The sequence below is a fragment of the Streptomyces anulatus genome, assembly GCF_014650675.1.
Classification (GTDB): Bacteria; Actinomycetota; Actinomycetes; order Streptomycetales; family Streptomycetaceae; genus Streptomyces; species Streptomyces anulatus.
The window spans coordinates 59,649-80,420 of the sequence record NZ_BMVK01000005.1; the positions used below are offsets into that span (position 1 = coordinate 59,649).

A 20,772-nucleotide genomic window follows, 5' to 3' on the forward strand; every position below is an offset into this window, starting at 1 on the left:
CCCGTAGGCGATTCGCGGGGTGAACGGCGCTCCGCGCGGTGAGGATGAAGACATGGGATTCCAAGTCGACTCCGAAGCCGGGCGGCTGCGCCGCGTCATACTGCACCGCCCCGATCTGGAGCTGAAGCGGCTCACCCCCAGGAACAAGGACGCGCTCCTGTTCGACGACGTCCTGTGGGTGCGCCGCGCCCGGGAGGAGCACGACGGGTTCGCCGACGTCCTGCGCGACCGGGGGGTCGCCGTGCACCTCTTCGGCGACCTCCTGCGCGAGTCCCTCGACATTCCGGTCGCCCGGCGGCTGGTGCTCGACCGGGTCTTCGACGAGAAGGAGTACGGTCCGCTCGCCACCGAGCATCTGCGGGCCGCCTTCGAGGAGTTGTCCTCGGAGGAGCTGGCGGAGGCGCTGGTCGGCGGCATGACCAAGCGGGAGTTCCTGGAGCGGCACAGCGAGCCGACCTCCGTCCGCTTCCACGTGATGGACCTGGACGACTTCCTGCTCGGCCCGCTGCCGAACCACCTCTTCACCCGGGACACCTCGGCCTGGATCTACGACGGGGTCTCCATCAACGCGATGCGCTGGCCCGCCCGGCAGCGCGAGACCGTCCACTTCGAGGCGATCTACCGGCACCATCCCCTGTTCACCGGCCCGGAGGCGGGCGCCTTCCACCACTGGTCGGAGGGCCAGGACGACTACCCCTCCACCATCGAGGGCGGTGACGTCCTGGTCATCGGGCAGGGAGCGGTCCTCATCGGGATGAGCGAGCGCACCACGCCGCAGGCCGTGGAGATGCTGGCCCGGGGCCTCTTCGACGCCGGTTCGGCGCGCACGATCGTGGCGCTCGACATGCCCAAGGCCCGGGCGTTCATGCACCTCGACACGGTGATGACGATGATCGACGGCGACACGTTCACCCAGTACGCCGGTCTCGGCATGCTCCGCTCGTACACCATCGAGCCCGGCAGCGGCCCCCGCGAACTGAAGGTCACCGACCATCCGCCCGAGCACATGCACCGCGCCATCGCCGCCGCCCTCGGCCTCGACTCCGTCCGGGTGCTCACCGCCACCCAGGACGTGCACGCGGCCGAGCGCGAGCAGTGGGACGACGGCTGCAACGTGCTCGCGGTCGAGCCCGGGGTCGTCGTCGCGTACGAGCGCAACGCCACGACCAACACCTATCTGCGCAAGCAGGGCATCGAGGTGATCGAGATCCGGGGCAGTGAGCTGGGCCGGGGGCGTGGCGGGCCGCGCTGTATGAGCTGCCCGGTGGAGCGGGACCCCGTGGCATGAGGGGCGTGCGGACCGCGACCCCCGGGGTCTGTATAGGGATGCGGGGCGTCGTATAGACTTCCAGTTCTGCCCGCGCACAGTGCGCCGATCCCCGTCCGACCCAGGAGCAGTCATCATGGCCATAGACCTCACCGGCCGCCACTTCCTCAAGGAGCTGGACTTCACCTCCGAGGAGTTTCTCGGCCTGGTCTCCCTGGCCGCCGAGCTCAAGGAGGCCAAGAGGGCCGGGGTCGAGGTCCAGCGGCTGCGCGGGAAGAACATCGCGCTGATCTTCGAGAAGACCTCGACCCGCACACGCTGCGCGTTCGAGGTCGCCGCCGCCGACCAGGGCGCCTTCACCACCTACCTCGACCCGTCGGGCTCCCAGATGGGCCACAAGGAGTCCGTGAAGGACACCGCCCGGGTGCTCGGCCGGATGTTCGACGGGATCGAGTACCGGGGTGACAGCCAGGAGGCCATCGAGGAGCTGGCCGCGTACGGCGGAGTGCCGGTCTTCAACGGGCTCACGGACGACTGGCACCCCACCCAGATGCTCGCCGACGTCCTCACCATCACCGAGTGCCGCGAGGGGCCCGTCACGGGGACGGCCTTCGCCTACCTCGGCGACGCCCGCTTCAACATGGGCAACTCCTACCTGATCACCGGCGCCCTGCTCGGCCTGGACGTCAGGATCGTCGCCCCCGAGGCGTACTGGCCGGACGAGGCCGTCGTGGCGCGGGCCCGGGAGCTCGCCGAGGTCAGCGGCGCGACGATCACCCTGACCGGCGATGTCGCCGAGGGTGTGCGGGGCGCCGAGTTCGTCGCCACCGACGTCTGGGTCTCCATGGGGGAGCCCAAGGAGGTGTGGGCCGAGCGCATCGCCGCCCTCGGGCCCTACGCCGTGACCATGGACGTCCTGCGGGCCACCGGCAACCCGGACGTGAAGTTTCTGCACTGCCTGCCCGCCTTCCACGACCTCGGCACCCAGGTCGGCCGGGACATCCACGACCGGTACGGGCTGACCGAGCTGGAGGTCAGCGACGAGGTCTTCGAGTCCCCGCACTCGGTCGTCTTCGACCAGGCGGAGAACCGGATGCACACGATCAAGGCCGTGCTGGTGGCGACGCTGGCTGCGAAGTAGCCGCGTTTCGCATGCTCATACACCCGATTGGGTGAACATGCGTGGTGGTGGCTACCATGACGCCTCTTGGTGGGGTTCGGGCTCGCGATGCCCGGACCCCTTCCCATGTGCCGCCCGCGGTCCCCACGGCCGCCGCACGCACCGGGAAACGTCCCCCCACTGCACCACCAGAGATGAGAACGTCCCGCATGAGCCCCGGTCTGCCGTATTCCGGCACCCCGCAGCGCCCCGGCCCCTCGAAGCCGGGCCTGCGCCGCAAGAGCCCCGATCAGCTCATCGCCGAGTCCGGCGGAGACCTCGAGGGCCACGGCCTCAAGCGCACGATGGGCCCCTTCCAGCTCGTCTGCTTCGGGATCGGCGCGATCGTCGGCACCGGCATCTTCGTCGGGCTGTCCGACAGCGTCGCCGAGGCCGGCCCCGCCGTCGTGATCTCGTTCGTCCTCGCGGCGATCACCTGCATCTTCACCGCCCTCTCCTTCGCGGAGCTGGGCAGCGCCATCCCCGTCTCCGGAAGTTCGTACTCCTTCGCGTACGCGGCGCTCGGCGAGCGCACCGCCTTCCTCGTCGGCTGGTGCCTGATGCTGGAGTACGGCGTGTCGGTCTCCGCCGTCGCGGTGGGCTGGAGCCAGTACGTCAACGAGCTGCTGAACAGCCTGTTCGGCTGGGAACTGCCCGCGGCCCTGTCCTCCGGACCCGGCGACGGCGGCGTGATCAACCTGCCCGCGGTCGTCGTGATCGCCATGGCCGCCACGCTGCTCGTGCGCGGAGTCCGGGAGAGCGCGACCGCCACCGCCGCCATGGCGGTCCTCAAGATCGGCATCCTGGTCGCGTTCTGCGCCGTGGCGTTCAGCGCGTTCCAGGACGACAACCTCATGCCGTTCGCGACCCACGGGCTCGGCGGGATCACCGCCGGCGCCTCGCTGGCGTTCTTCTCCTACATCGGCTTCGACGCCATCACCACCGCAGGCGAAGAGGTCAAGAACCCCCGGCGGAACATCCCCGTCGCCATCCTGATCTGCATCGGCGTCGTCACCCTGCTCTACTGCGCGGTGGCGCTCTCGGCCATCGGCGCGATCGGCTCGGACGCCGTCGCGAACAAGAGCGCGGCTCTCTCCATCGCCGTCAACCAGGTCACCGACTCCACGGTCGGCGGCGGCATCATCGCCTTCGGTGCGGTCGTCGCCATCGCCTCGGTGGTGCTCGCCGTGATGTACGGGCAGACCCGCATCCTGATGTCGATGTCCCGCGACGGGCTCATCCCGCGCGTCTTCGAGCGGGTCTCTCCCAAGACCCACACCCCGGTCGCCAACACCTGGATCGTGGCCTGCGTCTTCGCGGTCCCGGCCGCGTTCGTCCCGCTCGACGTCGTCGTGAACCTGACGACCATCGGCACGCTCGCCACGATGGTCGCCGTCAACGTCGCGGTGGTGGTGCTCCGGCGGAGCGCCCCCGAGCTGAAGCGGACCTTCCGGGTGCCGCTCTACCCGGTCAGCCCCCTGCTGGGCGTCGCGTTCTGCCTGTATCTGATGTACGGGACCGGCTGGACGACCTGGGTCCAGTTCGCGGTCTTCCTCGCCGTCGGGTCGCTGCTGTACGCCGGCTACGGGCGCAAGCGCTCCCGGCTGGTCAGCTCCCCGGGGACGGACCCGGCTGCGCCGGTATCGCCGGAAGCGTGAACCAGACGGCCTTGCCGTGCTCCGTGGTGCGGTGACCGCACGCGGAGCTGAGGGTCCGGATCAGCAGCAGGCCGCGGCCGTGCTCCTGCCAGGGATCGACCTCGAAGCCCGGCTGCGGCCGGGACAGGTCGCCCGGCGGGGCGGGGTCGCGGTCGTGCACCTCGACCTGGCAGCCGGTGGGCAGCAGCTCCACGACCAGCTCGATGGGCTCACCGCCCAGAGTGTGCTCGACCGCGTTGGCCACCAGCTCGGCGGTCAGCAGCTCGGCGGTGTCGCTGTCGGCCGGGGCGTCGATGTCCGACAGCGCCGTACGGATGAGAGCGCGGGCGATCGGCACGGCCGCGGTGGAGTGCGGCAGGGCGATGCGCCAGGAAGCGGGAACGGGGACGTCGGGCGGCACGGCAGGGTTTCCGTTCGGGAGCGGGTCTTCCTCGAAGCGGGAAGTCTCGACTTCTGGGGTTCACGCGGTACTCGTGTCGAGACTTCCTGGTTTCAACCTTACGAACCGCTCCGGTTCAGCCATAGAGGCGGTCGGCCGGAGCAAAGGGGACTTTCGCCACAACGGTCTCATGGATGCTGTATTGCGACCTCGTGACGGCGGTCACGTAAGGGTGATAACTTCGGAGGCGGAACGCGACCCGCGCACGGCCGGCACCAGCCCGATCGCTGAAGGGGACCCCTCCATGAGCCCGTTTCCCAGCTCGGCCCCGAGCACCGAGGAATGGCGTCATCTGCGGCTGACCCGGGACGACGGTGTGGCCACCGTCACATTCGCCCGCCCCGAGAAACTCAACGCGCTCACCTTCGGCGCCTACGCGGATCTGCGCGACCTCCTCGCCGAGCTCTCCCGGGAACGTTCCGTCCGCGCCCTCGTCCTCGCCGGTGAGGGGCGCGGCTTCTGTTCCGGCGGCGACGTCGACGAGATCATCGGCGCCACCCTGGCCATGGACACCGCGCAGCTCCTCGACTTCAACCGGATGACCGGACAGGTCGTCCGCGCCCTGCGGGAGTGCCCCTTCCCCGTCGTCGCCGCCGTCCACGGCGTCGCCGCCGGAGCCGGGGCCGTGCTCGCCCTGGCGGCGGACTTCCGCGTCGCCGACCCGTCGGCCCGCTTCTCCTTCCTCTTCACCCGGGTCGGCCTCTCCGGCGGCGACATGGGCGCGGCCTACCTGCTGCCCCGGGTCGTCGGCCTCGGCCACGCCACCCGGCTCCTGATGCTCGGGGACGCCGTCCGCGCCCCCGAGGCGGAGCGGATCGGGCTGATCAGCGAGCTGGCCGAGGAGGGCAGGGCCGACGAGCGCGCCGCCGAGCTGGCCCGCCGCCTCGCCGACGGCCCGGCCCTCGCGCTCGCCCAGACCAAGGCGCTGCTCACCGCCGAGCTGGACATGCCGCTGGCCGCCTCCGTCGAGCTGGACGCCAACACCCAGGCCCTCCTGATGCACGGCGAGGACTACGCGGAGTTCCACGCCGCCTTCACCGAGAAGCGGCCGCCGAAGTGGCAGGGGAGGTAGCCGTGCCGGCCCCCGAGGGCCCCCGGAGCCCGGGCGCCGCCGTACCGCCCCCCGAAGCCGCCCGGCGCCCGGACGCGGCGACCGCCCCGCGCCGGGACCCCCCGTCCGTGCGCCGGATCGCGGTCATCGGCGGCGGCCCGGGCGGCCTCTACGCCGCGGCCCTCCTCAAACGGCTCGACCCGGACCGCACGGTCACGGTCTTCGAGCGCAACGCCCCCGACGACACCTTCGGCTTCGGCGTCGTCCTCTCCGACGAGACCCTCGGCTCCATCGAGCACGCCGACCCCGAGGTGTACCGGGCGCTCAGCCGCGAGTTCGTCCGCTGGGACACGATCGACATCGTCCACCGGGGCCGGACCCACACCTCCGGCGGCCACGGCTTCGCCGCCCTCGGCCGCCGACGGCTCCTGGAGATCCTGCACGAGCGCTGCGCCGGCCTCGGCGTCGACCTCCGCTTCCGCGCCCCCGCCCCGCCCGCCGCCGAGCTCGCCGCCCACCACGACCTGGTCATCGCCGCCGACGGGGTGCACAGCGCCACCCGCGCCGCCCACGCCGACTCCTTCGGCCCGGGCGTCACCGAACACCGCAACCGCTACATCTGGCTCGCCGCCGACTTCGCACTCGACGCCTTCCGCTTCGAGATCGCCGAAACCCCCTACGGCGTCATGCAGTTGCACGGATATCCGTACGCGACGGACGCCTCCACCGTCATCGTCGAGATGCGCGAGGAGGTGTGGCGCGCCGCCGGGCTCGACAGCTGCGACCCGGCCGAATCCACCGCCCGCTGCGCCAAGTTCTTCACCGAGGCCCTGGACGGCCGACCGCTGCGCGGCAACCGGTCCTCCTGGCTCGCCTTCCGTACGGTCACCAACTCCCGCTGGTCCCACGGCAACACCGTGCTCATCGGCGACGCGGCCCACACCGCCCACTTCTCCATCGGCTCCGGAACCAAGCTCGCCGTCGAGGACGCCCTGGCGCTGGCCGCCTGCGTCGGGGAACAGCCGGACCTGCCCACGGCCCTCGCCGCGTACGAGGCCGAGCGCCGCCCGGTCGTCGCCTCCACCCAGCGCGCCGCCGCCGCCAGCCTGCGCTGGTTCGAGGAACTGGCCACCTACGTGGACCAGCCGCCCCGCCGCTTCGCGTTCAACCTGCTCACCCGCAGCCGCCGGGTCACCCACGACAACCTCCGGCTGCGCGACGCCTCGTTCACCGCCGCCGTCGAGGAGGAGTTCGGCTGCCCACCGGGCACCCCGCCGATGTTCACCCCGCTGCGGCTGCGCGGTCTGGAGCTGCGCAACCGCGTCGTCGTCTCGCCCATGGACATGTACTCCGCCACCGACGGGATGCCCGCCGACTTCCACCTCGTCCACCTCGGGGCCCGCGCCCTCGGCGGCGCCGGGCTCACCATGACCGAGATGGTCTGCGTCAGCCCCGAGGGTCGCATCACCCCCGGCTGCACCGGCCTGTGGAACGACGAACAGGCCGCCGCCTGGCGGCGGATCACCGACTTCGTCCACGCCTCCGCCCCCGGCGCCGCCATCGGTGTGCAGCTCGGACATTCCGGCCGCAAGGGCTCCACGAAGCTGATGTGGGAAGGCATCGACCAGCCCCTGGAGAGCGGCAACTGGCCGCTGACGGCCGCCTCCCCACTCCCGTACGAGCCCGGTGTCAGCCAGGTCCCGGCGGAGCTGGACCGGACCGGACTGGACACCGTGCGCGAGCAGTTCGTGGCGGCCGCACGGCGCGCCGCCGACTCCGGCTTCGACCTCCTCGAACTCCACTGCGCCCACGGATACCTGCTCTCCGGCTTCCTCTCCCCGCTCACCAACCGCCGCACCGACGCCTATGGCGGAGCACCGGCCGGGCGGCTGCGCTTCCCCCTCGAAGTCTTCGACGCGGTACGCGAAGTCTGGCCGCCGGAACGGCCGATGACCGTGCGGATCTCCGCCACCGACTGGGCCGAGGGCGGCACCGACGCCGAGGACGCCGTCACGATCGCCCGCGCCTTCGCCGACCACGGGGCCGACGCCATCGACGTCTCCACCGGCCAGGTCGTGGCCGACGAGCGCCCCGAATACGGCCGCTCCTACCAGACCCCGTACGCCGACCGGATCCGCAACACCGTCGACGTCCCCGTCATCGCGGTCGGCGCGATCTCCTCCTGGGACGACGTCAACTCCCTGCTCCTGGCGGGCCGCGCCGACCTCTGCGCCCTGGCCCGCCCCCATCTGTTCGACCCCCACTGGACCCTGCACGCGGCGGCCGACCAGGGCTACGCCGGCCCCGGAGCTCCCTGGCCCCTTCCGTACGGCGCGGGCAGCCGCCCCCCGCCCACCGGCCGCACCGACGGACCGAAGCCCCGACTCACGCTGGGCTGAGGCAGTCGTGGCAGCGGCAGGGGACCGGGTGCGGTGCTCCGCGCCAGTGCTCCTCGCGGTACCGGGGGGCCAGGCGCCCGAGCAGGGCGGCCAGTTCCTCGGCGTACTCCCGCGTGGCCCACGACCCGTCGACGCCGAACACCGCCGCGCGGCGCAGCACCGCAGGGCTGTACACCGCGACGGGCCGGAAGGTGTGGAGATTGCGGGTCGCCATGTCGATGGTGATGTACGCGCCGGTGTGCCGGCCGCGCCCGATGGTGGTCAACTCCTGGTGCGCCATGCCCCCGTAGGTCGTGACGACGTGAACCTTCGACCCGCCCCGGTACGACTTGGTCCCGGGCCGCAGCTGCTGCCCGCCGTCCCCGTACCGCCGCCACCGCACCACGTTCGCGGCGACGAGCCACAGCGCCTCCGCCGTCACGGGCTCCGCCGTCACGGGCTCCGCCGTGACGGGTTCAGCGTCCACATGCCGCTCGGTCACGGGTTCCTCCTCAACAACAGCCGGTCCGCCACCGGTTCGTAGCCGATGCGCAGATACACGCCGTTGCTCGTCGGGTTGGCGAGGTCGGCGAACAGCACGACCTCCGCCGCCCCCGACTCCCTGGCCGCCCGGCCGGCCTCGTCCGTCACGGCGGCCGCGTACCCCCGGCCGCGAAGCTCCGGCGGGGTGTACACCAACGTCACCCGCACGGTCCCCGCCAGCATCGGGGAGCGACCCGCGAGAGCCACCGGAGCCCCGCCGCTCTCCCAGAGGGTGAGTGCCCCGCGTTCCGTGCCCTCGTCCACCAGCCACTCGGCCGAGGACTTCGACTGCCCGGTCGCGTCGGCGAACCCGCGCACCCACTCCACGAGCAGTGCCCGGTCCGCAGGTGTCGCCGCCCTGGCACGGCCCTCCGGTGCGGGGGAGGGCGGCCGGGGCGGGCCCAGCCGGTACAGCCGATGCTCCTGCTCGGTCCGGTAGCCGGGCAGCCGGGTGGCCAGCAGCGCCGCGGTGTCCCGGTCCGCGTTGACGGCGTCCAGATCCGGGCCCGCTCCCAGGGCGTCGGCCAGCGGCCCCACCGCCTCGGCCGGCACGGAGTTCAGCAGCGCCGGATGCGGCGGAGTGCGCACCAGGGTCCCCGCCACCGTGCCGTCCGCCCCGCGCCACCAGCCGAACACCGGATCGCCCCCGCCGTAGTGGTGCGGGCCCGCACGCCTCAGCCGCTCGGTGACCGTCAGCGCCACCGTGTGCTCGACGGGCCGCGCGGCGAGCGACGCGCCGGCCGCGGCGAGGAACGTGCCGGTGTCGTCTCCGAAGGTCCAGGTCATGCCTCATCCTGCCCGTGGGCCGGGGCCCGGGGCACCTGGATTTCACCCCCGGCGGGAGTCACGGCCGTACGTACTGCTCCCCGGCGTCCCGCAGCCGCTCGTGCAGCCGGCCGAACACCTCCGCCGACCGGCCGCCCGGCCAGTCGCCGGGCAGCAGCTCCTGCGGCAGACCCGGGTCCGCGTAAGGGAGTTGACGCCACGAGTCCAGTGCCAGCAGGTAGTCCCGGTAGGCGGTCTGCGGGCGGGGGGCGTCGTCGGCGTCCCCGGACGTCTCCCAGTCCCGCAGCACCGGCTCGTGGAGTTCCAGGAACTCGTGGTGCAGGCGTGCCACCGCCGCCAGGTCCCACCAGCGGGCCACCGCCTCGCGGGTGGCGGCGAAGCCGAGATGCTCGCCGCGGAACAGGTCCACGTACGGGGCGAGTCCCAGCCGCTCCAGGGTGTGCCGGGTCTCCTCGTACAGCCCGGCCGGCGCGATCCACACTCCGGGCGAGGCCGTGCCGAAGCCGAGCCGGGCCAGCCGGGAGCGCAGCAGGTGGCGTTTGTTGCGCTCCGCCTCGGGCACGGAGAACACCGCGAGCACCCAGCCGTCGGAGAGCCGCGGTGCACGCCGCCGGTAGATCCGCCGGTCCCCGTCGTCCAGCAGTTGCCGGGCGTCCGGCGACAGCGCGTACCCCGCCGAACCGTCCGCCGCACGGGCGGCCACCAGCAGCCCGCGCCGCTTCAGCCGCGAGACGCAGGAGCGTACGGAGGGGGCGTCGACGCCGACGGCGTGCAGCAGGCGGATCAGCTCCGACACCGCGAACGGTGCGCCGTCCGGCGGGCGGCCGTAGGCGCCGTAGAGCGTGACGATCAGGGAACGGGGGGTGCGCAACTCGGCCACGTGATCACTCTAGAGGCCGGGCCGGGGGAGAGCCGGGCCGGTCCCGCAGCAGGAACCGCTGGAGTTTGCCGGTCGCCGTCCGTGGCAGGGACTCCTGGAAGACGAAGACCCTCGGGCACTTGTGCGGGGCCAGGTTGGCCTTCATATGGGCGCGCAGCGAGTCCGCGGTCTGCTCCGAGCCGTTCCGCAGCACCACGTGCGCCACCACGATCTCGCCGCGCAGTTCGTCCGCCCGGCCCACCACGGCGGCCTCCGCGACCTCCGGATGGCGCAGCAGGGCGTCCTCCACTTCGGGGCCCGCGATGTTGTACCCGGAGGAGATGATCATGTCGTCGGCGCGGGCGACGTAGCGGAAGTAGCCGTCCGGGTCGCGGACGAAGGTGTCGCCGGTCATGTTCCAGCCGTGCCGGACGTACTCCGTCTGCCGCGGGTCGGCGAGATAGCGGCAGCCGACCGGGCCGCGCACGGCCAGCAGTCCCGGCTCGCCGTCGGGCAGTTCGTCCCCGTGCTCGTCCACCACCCGGGCCTGCCACCCCGGCACGGGCACCCCCGTCGTGCCCGGCCGGATCGCGTCGTCGGCCGCGGAGATGAAGATGTGCAGCAGTTCGGTGGCCCCGATGCCGTTGATGATGCGCAGCCCCGTCGCCTCGTACCAGGCCCGCCAGGTCGCCTCGGGAAGGTTCTCCCCGGCCGACACGCAGCGCCGCAGCGCCGAGACGTCGTGGCCGTCCAGTTGCCCGAGCATCGTGCGGTAGGCCGTCGGCGCGGTGAACAGCACCGAGACCCGGTGCCGGACCAGGGCGGGCAGCAGCTGCCGGGGGCCGGCCTGCTCCAGCAGCAGCGTCGAGGCCCCGGCCCGCAGCGGGAAGACCAGCAGCCCGCCCAGGCCGAACGTGAAGCCCAGCGGCGGGCTGCCCGCGAACACGTCGTCGGCCGAGGGGCGCAGCACGTGCCGGGAGAAGGTGTCGGCGATGGCCAGGAGGTCCCGGTGCAGGTGCATACAGCCCTTGGGGCGTCCGGTGGTCCCCGAGGTGAACGCGATGAGCGCGACCTCGTCGGCGGCCGTGTCCACCGCCCGGTACGGCCCGGTCCTGGACGCGGCCAGCCGGGTCAGGTCCCCGGGCGCGTCCCCGCCGAACAGGGTGATCCGCAGGCCGTCCACGTCCGCCTCGGCCAGATCCCGTACCGAACGGGCGTCGCACAGGGCGTGGCTGATCCGCGCCAGCGAGCAGATGGTGGCCAGCTCCGTCGCGCGCGCCTGCGCCAGTACGGTGACGGCGACCGCGCCCGCCTTCATGACGGCGAGCCAGCAGGCGGCCAGCCAGGGCGTCGTCGGCCCGCGCAGCAGCACCCGGTTGCCCGGCACGACGCCCAGATCGTCCGTCAGCACATGGGCGATGCGGTCCACCGTCTCCCGGAGCTCGCCGTAGCTCCAGACGCTCCCGTCGGCGGAACGCAGCGCGGGACGGTCCGCGCCCCGTTCCTCGACGGTGCGGTCCAGCAGTTCGTACCCGCAGTTCAGCCGGTCGGGGTAACGCGACCCGGGATCGTCCAGGAGGAGCTTCGGCCACTGCTCCGGTGGCGGGAGATGGTCGCGCGTGAAGGTGTCGGCGTGGGCGCCCGCGGCGTGGCCGGACGGCTCGGGATGCGCGCCGGGGACGCGTACGGACGCGTCGGCGGCGGCTGTGGGCGTGTTCGGCGAGGAATTCGGCTCCATGAAGGATCGCCCCCTTGTCGCCTTTGGAGCGTATCGTTTGGGTGACGGTAGTCAACGGTCCGCGATAAGACATGACGTGCGATGCGATGCGACGAGATGTCACGCGACGCGACGGGGCACGCGAAACGACGCGACAAGAGAGGCGCCGCCATGACGGCATTCTCCCTCGAACCGGAACAAACCGCCTGGTGCGAGGAGCTCCGCACCCTCGCCGCACAGGAGCTGCGCCCGCTGGCGGAGAAGGGAGAGCCCGGGCGCGTCAACCGCCCGCTGCTGGCCGCTCTCGGCGAGCTGGGCCTCCTCGGCCGGATGCTGGGCTCCGGGGCGCTGGACCTGTGCCTGCTGCGCGAGTCCCTGGCCCGGGGCTGCACCGAGGCCGAGACCGCCCTCGCCCTCCAGGGCCTCGGCACCACCCCGATCGTCCAAGCGGGCACCCCCGCCCACCGTGAGCGCTGGCTCCCCGAGGTCCGGGCCGGGCGGGCCGTCGCGGCGTTCGCCCTGAGCGAGCCGGGTGCCGGCTCCGACGCGGCGGCCCTGAGCCTGGCCGCCGAGCACACCCCGGCCGGCTGGGCGCTCACCGGCGAGAAGTGCTGGATCTCCAACGCCCCCGAGGCCGACTTCGCCGTGGTCTTCGCCCGGACCACCCCCGGTGCGGGATCCCGTGGCATCACCGCGTTCCTGGTTCCGTCCGATCGTCCCGGACTCACCGGCTCCGCCCTCGACATGCTCTCCCCGCACCCCATCGGCACCCTGGAGTTCGACGGCGTACCGGTCACCGCCGACGATGTGCTCGGCGAGCCCGACCGGGGCTTCCGCGTCGCGATGAGCACCCTCAACCTCTTCCGGCCCAGCGTCGGGGCGTTCGCCGTCGGGATGGCCCGCGCCGCCCTCGACGCGACCCTGGACCACACGGCCCGGCGCACCGCGTTCGGCGGCCCGCTGAGCGACCTCCAGGCCGTCTCGCACCAGGTCGCGGAGATGGCCACCCGCACCGAGGCCGCCCGCCTCCTGGTCTACGCGGCGGCCGCGGCGTACGACGCCGGGGAGGACGGCGTGCCGCGCCGGGCGGCGATGGCCAAGCTGTACGCCACCGAGACCGCGCAGTACGTCGTGGACGCCGCCGTCCAGCTGCACGGCGCCCGCGCCCTGCGCAGGGGGCATCTGCTCGAACACCTCTACCGCGAGGTCCGCGCGCCGCGGATCTACGAGGGTGCGAGCGAGGTGCAGCGCACCATCATCGCCAAGGAGCTGTACGCGAACGGCGACCGGCGGTCCGAGCCCCCCGCCCAGCAGCGCGCCGCGCAGCTGACCCTCGCCCAGCAGTCCACCGCCCAGGAGCCCGTGGAGCCGGGGGACCTCACCCAGGAGCCGCCCGCATGAGCCCGTCCCACCGGATCAACCCGTCCGAACTCTCCCCGCCCACCGGCTTCAGCCACGCGGTCGTCGCCACCGGCGGGCACCTGGTCTTCCTCGCCGGGCAGACCGCGCTCGACCCGGACGGCAAGGTCGTCGGGGCCACCCTGCCCGACCAGTTCGCCGTGGCACTGGGCAATCTGCTCACCGCTCTCCACGCGGCCGGGGGCGCCCCCGCCGACCTCGCCCGGGTCACCGTCTACGCCACGGACATCGCCGACTACCGGTCCCACGCCGCCGAGCTGGGCCGGACCTGGCGCAGGCTCGCGGGGCGCGACTACCCGGCGATGGCCGTCATCGGCGTCGCCCGGCTCTGGGACGAACAGGCGATGGTCGAGATCGACGGGGTCGCGGTCCTCCCGTGAGAGCCCGGCCCCCGAGTAGCGGCGGCGGGGCGCCGGGGCGAGGCTGAAGGGGTCCGGATGCCGAGCCGACCCGGGAGAGTCAGCGGTGACCAGCCAGCCACCCCCGCGCCCCGCCGCCAAGTCCTACGACGGCGAGGGCATCGTCGTCGGCTTCGACTCGCACCGCTGCCTGCACGCCGCCGAGTGCGTGACCGGGCTCCCCGCCGTCTTCGACGTCGACCGCCGCCCCTGGGTCCAGCCCGACAACGCCCCCGCCGACGAGGTCGCCGACGTCATCCACCGCTGCCCGAGCGGCGCGCTCCAGTACCACCGCACCGACGGGATGCCCGACGAGGTCCCGGACGTCCCCACCCACGTCTCCCTGCACGCCGACGGGGTGCTGCACCTGCGCGGGGACCTCGAAGTCGCCACCCCGTACGGTCCGCGCCACGAGACCCGGGTGATGCTCTGCGGCTGCGGCGCCACCGGCAACACCCCGTACTGCGACCACAGCGGCCCCTGTGCCGGACACGGCTGAGACGGCCGCACCGAACGCAGTGGGCCGGGAGGTGCGCGGCGCGCCGGTCGGGTGAATCGGCCTGAGAGATATATCTGTATTTAGTGCCTTTTATTCCGGATGCCCCGTCGCCCGAACCGGACACCCCTCGGTGATCGCGCTCATCGTCGCCCACTTCGCCCTGGCGGCCTGCGCGGGCCCGCTGGTGCACCGGCTCGGCCGACGGGCCTTCGTCGTGCTGGCCCTGCCCCCGGCGGCGGCCACCGTCTGGGCCTTCACCCGCTGGGACACCGTCGCGTCCTCGGGTGCGGACACCTGGTCCTGGCAGTGGATCCCGGACTACGGCGTCGCCCTCGACCTCCGCCTGGACGCGCTGGCCGAACTGATGGTGCTGCTCGCCGCCGGGGTCGGCGCGCTCGTCCTGCTCTACTGCGCCTCCTACTTCACCGACGACACCCCGCAACTGGGCCGCTTCGCCGGGAACCTCCTCGCCTTCGCGGGCGCGATGCTCGCCCTCGTCCTCGCCGACGACCTGATCACGCTCTATGTGTTCTGGGAACTGACCACGGTCTTCTCCTACCTGCTGATCGGCCACGGCAGCGAACACCGGCACAGCCGCCGCTCCGCCCTCCAGGCCCTCGTCGTCACCACCTTCGGCGGCCTCGCCATGCTCGTCGGCTTCCTGATCCTCGGTCAGGCCGCCGGCACGTACCGGATCTCCGCGATCGTCGCCGATCCGCCCGAGACGACCCTCGCCGTGTCCGTCGCCGTCGTCCTCGTGCTGTGCGGGGCCCTGTCGAAGTCCGCGATCTGGCCGTTCTCCATGTGGCTGCCGAACGCCATGGCCGCGCCGACCCCCGTCAGCGCCTATCTGCACGCCGCCGCGATGGTCAAGGCCGGCGTCTACCTGGTCGCCCGGCTCGCCCCCGCCTTCGCCGACGTCCCCGTCTGGAAACCCGTCGTGCTCGTCCTCGGCGGCGCGACCATGCTGCTCGGCGGCTGGCGGGCGCTGCGCCTGAACGACCTCAAGCTCGTCCTCGCCTACGGAACCGTCAGCCAGCTCGGCTTCCTCACCCTGCTCGCCGGCACCGGCAACCGGAACGCCGCGCTCGCCGCCGCCGCGATGATCCTCGGGCACGCCCTCTTCAAGGCCCCGCTGTTCCTCGTCACCGGCATCGTCGACCATGCCGCCGGCACCCGCGACCTGCGCCGACTCTCCGGGGTCGGCCGCTCCCTGCCGTACGTCGCCGGCGTCGCCGTGCTCGCCGCCGCCTCCATGGCCGCCCTCCCGCCGCTGCTCGGGTTCGCCGCGAAGGAGGCCGCGTTCGAGGCGCTGCTGCACGGCTCCGCCGCCGACCGGTGGGCGCTGGCCGTCGTCGTCGCCGGGTCCGCGCTGACCACCGCGTACAGCCTGCGGTTCGTCTGGGGCGCGTTCGCCCGCAAGCCCGGCGTCCCCGACACCCCCGTCCACCGCGTCGGGTGGGCCTTCCTCGCCCCGCCCGCCCTGCTCGCCGTCCTCGGCCTGGTCCTCGGCCCCGGCGTCGGCTGGACCGACCGGCTGCTGGGCGCGTACGCCGACACGTTCCCGGCCGACGGGAAGCCGTACCACCTCGCCCTCTGGCACGGATTCGGCCTCGCCCTGCTCCTGTCGGCCCTCGCCTGGGCCGCGGGCACCGTGCTCTTCCTCGGCCGCGCACGCGTCACCCGGCTCTCCCGCCGGATCGCCTGGCCCACCGCCGACAGCGTCTTCGGCCATCTGCTGCTCGGGCAGGAACGTCTCGCCCTCCAGGTCACCGGCTTCATCCAGCGCGGCTCCCTCTCCGTGTACCTCGCCACCACCCTCCTCGTCATGCTCGCCGGACAGCTCGCCGTCCTCGTCATCGACACCCCCTGGGACGGGGCCGTAAGCCCCCGGCTCTGGGACAACCCGCTCCAGGGTGCGGTCGCCGCCCTGACCTGCGCCGCCGCCCTGCTGTGCCTGACGGTGCGCCGGCGCATGAAGGCCGTCGTCCTGGCCGGCCTCACCGGATACGGCGCCGCCCTGCTCTTCGTCGTCCAGGGAGCGCCCGACCTGGCGCTCACCCAGTTCTGCGTCGAGACCGTCTCGATGATCGTCTTCGTGCTGGTGCTGCGCCGGATGCCCGTCCACTTCCAGGAGACCGTCAGCACCTGGCGGCGGGCCGCCCGCATCCCGATGGCCCTCGCGGCGGCCGCCACCATCGGCGTCGGCATGTGGGTCGCCGCCGCCGCGCGCACCGCCGAACCGGCCGGCGCCGCCATGGTCCGGGAAGTCGCCGACCACGGGCTCAAGGACGTCGTGGCCACCATCCTCGTCGACCTCCGCGCCTGGGACACGATGGGGGAGTCCGCCGTGCTCGCCGCCGCCGCGATCGGCGTCACCAGCCTCATCTACCTGCACCGCCGCAGCGAGGGCACCATGGTCCAGGAGGAGCTGCGGGGCCGCACCGCCTGGTCCCTGTCGGCGCACCACTCCTCCAGACTGCCGCAGGGCGACGAAGCGGCCCCCGAACGCAGCTGGCTGGCAGCCGGAGCCACCCTCGCCCCCGAGCACCGCTCGATCGTCTTCGAGGTGGTGGCCCGGCTGCTGTTCCACCCGATCCTCGTGCTCTCGGTCTATCTGCTGTTCTGCGCCGAGAGCCTGCCCGGCGGCGGGTTCGTCGCCGGACTCGTCGCCGGACTCGCCCTGATCACCCGCTACCTGGCGGGCGGCCGCTTCGAACTCGCCGAGGCCGCCCCCCTGCAACCAGGACTCTTCACCGGCCTCGGCCTCTTCATCTCCACCGGAGTGGGCCTCCTCGGACTCGCCGACGGCACCGTCCTGCACGCCTTCACGTACTACGGGCATCTGCCGGTCTTCGGCAAATACCACCTGGGCACCCCGGTCCTCTTCGACTTCGGCGTCTACCTGCTGGTCCTCGGCGTCGTCCTGGACATCGTGCGGGCCCTCGGCGCCAAGATCGACCGGCAGATCGAACGGGCGGCGGGCGTCCTCACCCCCGAGGGCGGCCCCGAGGCGGGAGGGGGCCCCCGATGATCGTCAGCGCCTCGCTCCTCGCCACCGCCGTCGTGCTCTGCGCCGTCGGCGGCATCCTGATGCTCACCCGCCCGTTGACCCGCATCCTGCTCGGCGCCGTCATCCTCGGCAACGGCATCAACCTGCTGGTCCTCTCCTCCACCGGCCGGGCCGGGGCCGCGCCCCTGCTCTACGGGGTGTCCCTGAGCCGGGTCACCGACCCGCTGCCCCAGGCCATCGCACTGACCGCCATCGTCATCACCCTGGCCACCACCGCCTTCCTGCTGGCCATGGCCTACCGCAGCCACCAGATCACCGGCACCGACGAGGTCCACGACGACCTGGAGGACCGCCGCATCGTGCTGCGCGCCGAAGTGCTCGGCGAACGCGCCCAGTTGCGCGAGCAGTTCCGGTCGGGAGCCGAGCCCACCGCCGAGGAGCGCGAACGCTACCGCGAGGAGCGCCGCCGGCTCCGCGACCGGCTCCGCGCCGACCGCGCCCGCCAGGCCCGGGGCCGCGACGCCTCCGGAAACCTGTGGAACGACGTGCTGGGCGCGGACCCGGAGGACTACGCACGCGACGGCGACGCCAAGGCGGACGACCGCTACCCCCGCGACCGAGGAGCCGACGGATGAACGCGCTCGTCCCGCTGCCCGTGCTGCTGCCCCTGTGCGCCACCGGCCTCAGCCTCGCCTTCGGCACCCGCCTGGGGCGCTTCCAGCGCTTCATCAGCGTCGCCGTGCTCTCCGCCGTACTCGCGCTCTCGGTGATCCTCATGATCGCCGCCGACCGGCACGGCCCGCTCTCCGTCCACCTCGGCGACTTCGCCCCGCCGCTCGGCATCACCCTGGTCGCCGACCGGCTGTCCGGGCTGATGCTCACGGTCTCCTCGGCCGTCACGCTCTGCGTGCTCGTCTACTCCCTCGGCCAGGGCATGACCGACCGCGACAAGGAGACCCCGCTCGCCGTCTTCCACCCCGCCTATCTGATCCTCGTCGCCGGGGTCTCCTGCACCTTCCTCGCCGGCGACCTCGTCAACCTCTACGTCGGCTTCGAGATCATGCTGGTCGCCAGCTTCGTCCTGCTCACCCTCGGCGGCACCGGACCCCGGATGCGGGCGGGCTCCACCTACGTGATCATCTCGCTGTTCTCCTCGATGCTCTTCCTCACCGCCATCGCCATGACGTACGCGGCCACCGGCACCGCCAACTTCGCCCAGCTCGCGGGACGGCTGGCCGACCTCCCCATCGGCGTACAGACCCTCATCCAGGCGCTGCTGCTGACCGTCTTCGCGATCAAGGCCGCCGTCTTCCCGCTCGCCGCCTGGCTCCCCGACTCCTACCCGACCGCCCCGGCGCCCGTGACCGCCGTCTTCGCCGGACTCCTCACCAAGGTCGGCGTCTACTGCATGCTGCGCACCGAGACCCTGCTCTTCCCCGGCAACCGCCTCGGCGACCTCCTGATGGCCATCGCCCTGGCCTCGATGGTCATCGGCATCCTCGGCGCGGTCGCCCAGACCGACCTGAAGCGGCTGCTCTCCTTCACCCTGATCAGCCACATCGGCTACATGGTCTTCGGGATCGGCCTCGCCACCCGTGAGGCGTACGGCGGGGCCATCGTGTACGTCGCCCACCACATCACCGTCCAGACGACCCTGTTCCTCGTCGCCGGGCTCATCGAACGCCGGGGCGGCACCACGGAGCTGACCCGGCTCGGCGGTCTGGCCAGGGCCGCGCCGATGCTCGCCGTGCTGTTCTTCGTCCCCGCGATGAACCTTGCCGGGATCCCCCCGCTGTCCGGCTTCATCGGCAAGCTCGGGCTGATGCGCGCCGGCGTCGCCGACGGCGGCGGCTGGGCCTGGCTGCTGGTCGCGGGCTCGGCGGCCACCAGCCTGCTGACGCTGTACGTGGTCGCCAAGGTCTGGAACCTGGCCTTCTGGCGGGCGGCCCCGCCCGGCCAGGCCGCCGCGGGTACGGTCCTGGAGTCCGGCGACGACAGCGACGACGACGCGGACGCGGGCCCCGACCGGATCCGCGGCACCGGTGACGAGGGCATCACACCGGCCCACCGCCCGGCGGGACAGGCCGCCGGCGCGACTCTGCACGGACGGGCCGTCATCACCACCAGCCGGCTGCCCCGCCCGATGGTCGCGGCCACCGCGGCGACCATCGGGATCGGCCTCGCCTTCACGGTGTTCGCCGACCCGCTCACCGCCTTCACCGACCGCACGGCCGCCGAACTCCTCCAGCGGACCCCGTACGTCCAGGAGGTGCTGGGCCGGTGAAACGCATCCTGCGCCTCTCGTTCCGCAACGCCGATCTGCCGCCCCTGAGCGCCGAGTTCGGCACCCGCCGGCGGCGCGTGCTGGACCTGCCGCTGATCGCCTGGCTCACCCTCATCTGGGTGCTGCTCTGGTCCACCCTCACCTGGGCCAACGTCATCACCGGCCTGGTCGTCTCGGTCGCCGTCTGCCTCGCCTTCCCGCTGCCCCGGGTCGACCTCGGACTGCGGCTCCACCCCTGGGGCATCCTGCGGCTGGTCTCCTATCTCCTCCACGACATGTACACCTCCGGGGTGAAGGTCACCCGGCAGATCTTCTTCGGCCTGCCGCACCGGGCCGCCGTGATCGGGGTGCCCCTGCGCTGCCGCAGCGACCTGATGCTCGCGGCCACCGCCGTCGCCGTCTCCAACGTCCCCGGCGGCTCCATCATCGAGGTGCGCCGGGCCACCGCCACGGTCTTCCTGCACGTCCTGGACGCCGACCGTCCCGAGGAGCTCGAAGCCGCCCGGCGCCAGGTGTGGCGGATCGAGGAACTGACCGTACGGGCCTTCGGGACCCCCGACGAGATCGCCCGGGTCGCCGAACCCCCGCCACCGCCCCAGCTCGCCGCCGGGAGGCCCGCACCATGATCGCGCCCGAACAGGTCGACCGCGTCCTGCTGACCGCCGCCGTCGTCCTGATCCTGCTCGCCGGGGCCCTGCTGCTGGCCCGGATCTGGCGGGGCCCCTCCATGCTGGACCGGGCGATCTCGCTGGACGTCTGCGCCGCCCTGATCATCGCCGGACTCGCCGCCAAATCGGCGTTCGCCCGGGACCCGTTCTACTTCCCGATCATGCTGGTGCTGGCGTTCCTCGGGTTCACCGGCTCGGTGGGCATCGCCCGCTTCATCGCCGTACGCGACCGGCCCCGCCCCCCGCACCCCGACGACACCCAGGAGGGCCCGCGGTGAGTCTCTGGCTCCAGATCGTCGACACGGCCGGCGCCGCACTGCTGTTCATCGGCGCCGCGATCTGTCTGCTCGGGGTGATCGGCATGATCCGGCTGCCCGACGTCCTCTCCCGCAGCCACGCGGCGACCAAGCCGCAGACCCTCGGCATGATCCTGGTGCTGGCCGGGGTCGCGCTGCGGCTGCGCAGCGGCATGGATCTCGCGACCCTCGGCCTCATCGCCTTCTTCCAGATGCTCACCGGCCCGGTGGCCTCGCACCTGGTGGCCCGTTCCGCGTACCGCACCGGTCAGATCGACCACGGTGATCTGCTCTTCGACGAACTCGACGAGCAGCTCACCGAGGGCAAGTGAGCGCCC

Annotated in this window: 19 protein-coding genes; 14 read left to right on the forward strand and 5 right to left on the reverse strand. The window is 72.7% G+C overall.

Annotated features, from left to right (window positions below; all coding sequences use genetic code 11):
* Positions 1-52 precede the first annotated feature (52 nt).
* From IE272_RS14495 to IE272_RS14505, 3 genes are all read left to right on the forward strand, one after another.
* Entirely contained in the window at positions 53-1,288 is a 1,236-nt protein-coding gene (locus IE272_RS14495) for an arginine deiminase (RefSeq protein WP_069754301.1), read from the forward strand.
* Between the two features lie 115 nt (positions 1,289-1,403).
* Positions 1,404-2,408 carry an ornithine carbamoyltransferase gene (argF, locus tag IE272_RS14500; RefSeq protein WP_190007021.1) on the forward strand — a complete coding sequence of 335 codons (1,005 nt, stop codon included), beginning with the start codon at positions 1,404-1,406 and terminating at the stop codon, positions 2,406-2,408.
* A gap of 188 nt (positions 2,409-2,596) precedes the next feature.
* Entirely contained in the window at positions 2,597-4,084 is a 1,488-nt protein-coding gene (locus tag IE272_RS14505; protein WP_190007022.1) for an amino acid permease, read from the forward strand.
* Here IE272_RS14505 and IE272_RS14510 read toward each other — a convergent pair.
* Positions 4,035-4,484 carry an ATP-binding protein gene (locus IE272_RS14510; RefSeq protein WP_007452262.1) on the reverse strand — a complete coding sequence of 150 codons (450 nt, stop codon included), beginning with the start codon at positions 4,482-4,484 and terminating at the stop codon, positions 4,035-4,037. The two genes, IE272_RS14505 and IE272_RS14510, sit on opposite strands and share 50 nt — an antisense overlap.
* A gap of 283 nt (positions 4,485-4,767) precedes the next feature.
* On the opposite strand from IE272_RS14510, the gene IE272_RS14515 reads away from it, so the two are divergent.
* Together IE272_RS14515 and IE272_RS14520 are read left to right on the forward strand one after the other, a co-directional pair.
* On the forward strand, positions 4,768-5,595 hold the full coding sequence (locus IE272_RS14515; RefSeq protein ID WP_069754298.1) for an enoyl-CoA hydratase family protein: 828 nt from the start codon (positions 4,768-4,770) through the stop codon (positions 5,593-5,595).
* Between the two features lie 107 nt (positions 5,596-5,702).
* Positions 5,703-7,973 carry a bifunctional salicylyl-CoA 5-hydroxylase/oxidoreductase gene (locus tag IE272_RS14520; RefSeq protein ID WP_057668554.1) on the forward strand — a complete coding sequence of 757 codons (2,271 nt, stop codon included), beginning with the start codon at positions 5,703-5,705 and terminating at the stop codon, positions 7,971-7,973.
* On the opposite strand, the gene IE272_RS14525 is transcribed toward IE272_RS14520, so the two are convergent.
* From IE272_RS14525 to IE272_RS14540, 4 genes are read right to left on the reverse strand one after another with little or no spacing between them, the layout of a single operon-like run.
* On the reverse strand, positions 7,960-8,439 hold the full coding sequence (locus tag IE272_RS14525) for a hypothetical protein (RefSeq protein WP_373304179.1): 480 nt from the start codon (positions 8,437-8,439) through the stop codon (positions 7,960-7,962). The two genes, IE272_RS14520 and IE272_RS14525, sit on opposite strands and share 14 nt — an antisense overlap.
* 11 nt (positions 8,440-8,450) lie before the next feature.
* Complete coding sequence (locus IE272_RS14530) at positions 8,451-9,281, reverse strand: GNAT family N-acetyltransferase (RefSeq protein WP_190007023.1); 831 nt, start codon at positions 9,279-9,281, stop codon at positions 8,451-8,453.
* 58 nt (positions 9,282-9,339) lie between these two features.
* On the reverse strand, positions 9,340-10,161 hold the full coding sequence (locus IE272_RS14535; RefSeq protein WP_190007024.1) for a PaaX family transcriptional regulator: 822 nt from the start codon (positions 10,159-10,161) through the stop codon (positions 9,340-9,342).
* A gap of 4 nt (positions 10,162-10,165) precedes the next feature.
* On the reverse strand, positions 10,166-11,878 hold the full coding sequence (locus IE272_RS14540) for an AMP-binding protein (protein ID WP_073959907.1): 1,713 nt from the start codon (positions 11,876-11,878) through the stop codon (positions 10,166-10,168).
* A 150-nt stretch (positions 11,879-12,028) separates the two neighbouring features.
* On the opposite strand from IE272_RS14540, the gene IE272_RS14545 reads away from it, so the two are divergent.
* From IE272_RS14545 to mnhG, 9 genes are all read left to right on the forward strand, one after another.
* Positions 12,029-13,258 (forward strand): acyl-CoA dehydrogenase family protein, encoded by a 1,230-nt coding sequence (locus IE272_RS14545; RefSeq protein WP_050357045.1) that lies wholly within the window; start codon positions 12,029-12,031, stop codon positions 13,256-13,258.
* Complete coding sequence (locus IE272_RS14550; RefSeq protein ID WP_190007025.1) at positions 13,255-13,656, forward strand: RidA family protein; 402 nt, start codon at positions 13,255-13,257, stop codon at positions 13,654-13,656. Before IE272_RS14545 ends, IE272_RS14550 begins: the two co-directional genes overlap by 4 nt.
* 85 nt (positions 13,657-13,741) lie before the next feature.
* Complete coding sequence (locus tag IE272_RS14555; RefSeq protein ID WP_050357047.1) at positions 13,742-14,173, forward strand: (4Fe-4S)-binding protein; 432 nt, start codon at positions 13,742-13,744, stop codon at positions 14,171-14,173.
* Positions 14,174-14,303: 130 nt separating this feature from the next.
* Entirely contained in the window at positions 14,304-17,207 is a 2,904-nt protein-coding gene (locus tag IE272_RS14560; protein ID WP_190007026.1) for a Na+/H+ antiporter subunit A, read from the forward strand.
* Complete coding sequence (locus tag IE272_RS14565; protein ID WP_050357049.1) at positions 17,204-17,821, forward strand: Na(+)/H(+) antiporter subunit C; 618 nt, start codon at positions 17,204-17,206, stop codon at positions 17,819-17,821. The genes IE272_RS14560 and IE272_RS14565 overlap by 4 nt, the downstream gene beginning before the upstream one ends.
* Positions 17,818-19,470: a Na+/H+ antiporter subunit D gene (locus tag IE272_RS14570; RefSeq protein ID WP_190007027.1), complete on the forward strand. Its 1,653-nt coding sequence runs from the start codon at positions 17,818-17,820 to the stop codon at positions 19,468-19,470. Before IE272_RS14565 ends, IE272_RS14570 begins: the two co-directional genes overlap by 4 nt.
* Complete coding sequence (locus tag IE272_RS14575; RefSeq protein ID WP_050357051.1) at positions 19,467-20,096, forward strand: Na+/H+ antiporter subunit E; 630 nt, start codon at positions 19,467-19,469, stop codon at positions 20,094-20,096. Before IE272_RS14570 ends, IE272_RS14575 begins: the two co-directional genes overlap by 4 nt.
* The gene (locus tag IE272_RS14580) at positions 20,093-20,416 is read left to right on the forward strand and encodes an MrpF/PhaF family protein (RefSeq protein WP_190007028.1); all 324 of its coding nucleotides are present in this window, start codon (positions 20,093-20,095) and stop codon (positions 20,414-20,416) included. Before IE272_RS14575 ends, IE272_RS14580 begins: the two co-directional genes overlap by 4 nt.
* Positions 20,413-20,766: a monovalent cation/H(+) antiporter subunit G gene (mnhG, locus tag IE272_RS14585; RefSeq protein ID WP_007452237.1), complete on the forward strand. Its 354-nt coding sequence runs from the start codon at positions 20,413-20,415 to the stop codon at positions 20,764-20,766. The genes IE272_RS14580 and mnhG overlap by 4 nt, the downstream gene beginning before the upstream one ends.
* Positions 20,767-20,772 lie beyond the last annotated feature (6 nt).

Excerpts from the sequence above, each read along its gene's own strand:
- argF (WP_190007021.1), top strand. The coding sequence starts at position 1,404 with ATGGCCATAGACCTCACCGGCCGCCACTTCCTCAAGGAGCTGGACTTC.
- IE272_RS14550 (WP_190007025.1), top strand. The coding sequence starts at position 13,255 with ATGAGCCCGTCCCACCGGATCAACCCGTCCGAACTCTCCCCGCCCACC.
- IE272_RS14495 (WP_069754301.1), top strand. The coding sequence starts at position 53 with ATGGGATTCCAAGTCGACTCCGAAGCCGGGCGGCTGCGCCGCGTCATA.
- IE272_RS14545 (WP_050357045.1), top strand. The coding sequence starts at position 12,029 with ATGACGGCATTCTCCCTCGAACCGGAACAAACCGCCTGGTGCGAGGAG.
- IE272_RS14565 (WP_050357049.1), top strand. The coding sequence starts at position 17,204 with ATGATCGTCAGCGCCTCGCTCCTCGCCACCGCCGTCGTGCTCTGCGCC.
- IE272_RS14515 (WP_069754298.1), top strand. The coding sequence starts at position 4,768 with ATGAGCCCGTTTCCCAGCTCGGCCCCGAGCACCGAGGAATGGCGTCAT.
- IE272_RS14570 (WP_190007027.1), top strand. The coding sequence starts at position 17,818 with ATGAACGCGCTCGTCCCGCTGCCCGTGCTGCTGCCCCTGTGCGCCACC.
- IE272_RS14580 (WP_190007028.1), top strand. The coding sequence starts at position 20,093 with ATGATCGCGCCCGAACAGGTCGACCGCGTCCTGCTGACCGCCGCCGTC.
- IE272_RS14530 (WP_190007023.1), bottom strand. The coding sequence starts at position 9,281 with ATGACCTGGACCTTCGGAGACGACACCGGCACGTTCCTCGCCGCGGCC.
- IE272_RS14505 (WP_190007022.1), top strand. The coding sequence starts at position 2,597 with ATGAGCCCCGGTCTGCCGTATTCCGGCACCCCGCAGCGCCCCGGCCCC.
- IE272_RS14540 (WP_073959907.1), bottom strand. The coding sequence starts at position 11,878 with ATGGAGCCGAATTCCTCGCCGAACACGCCCACAGCCGCCGCCGACGCG.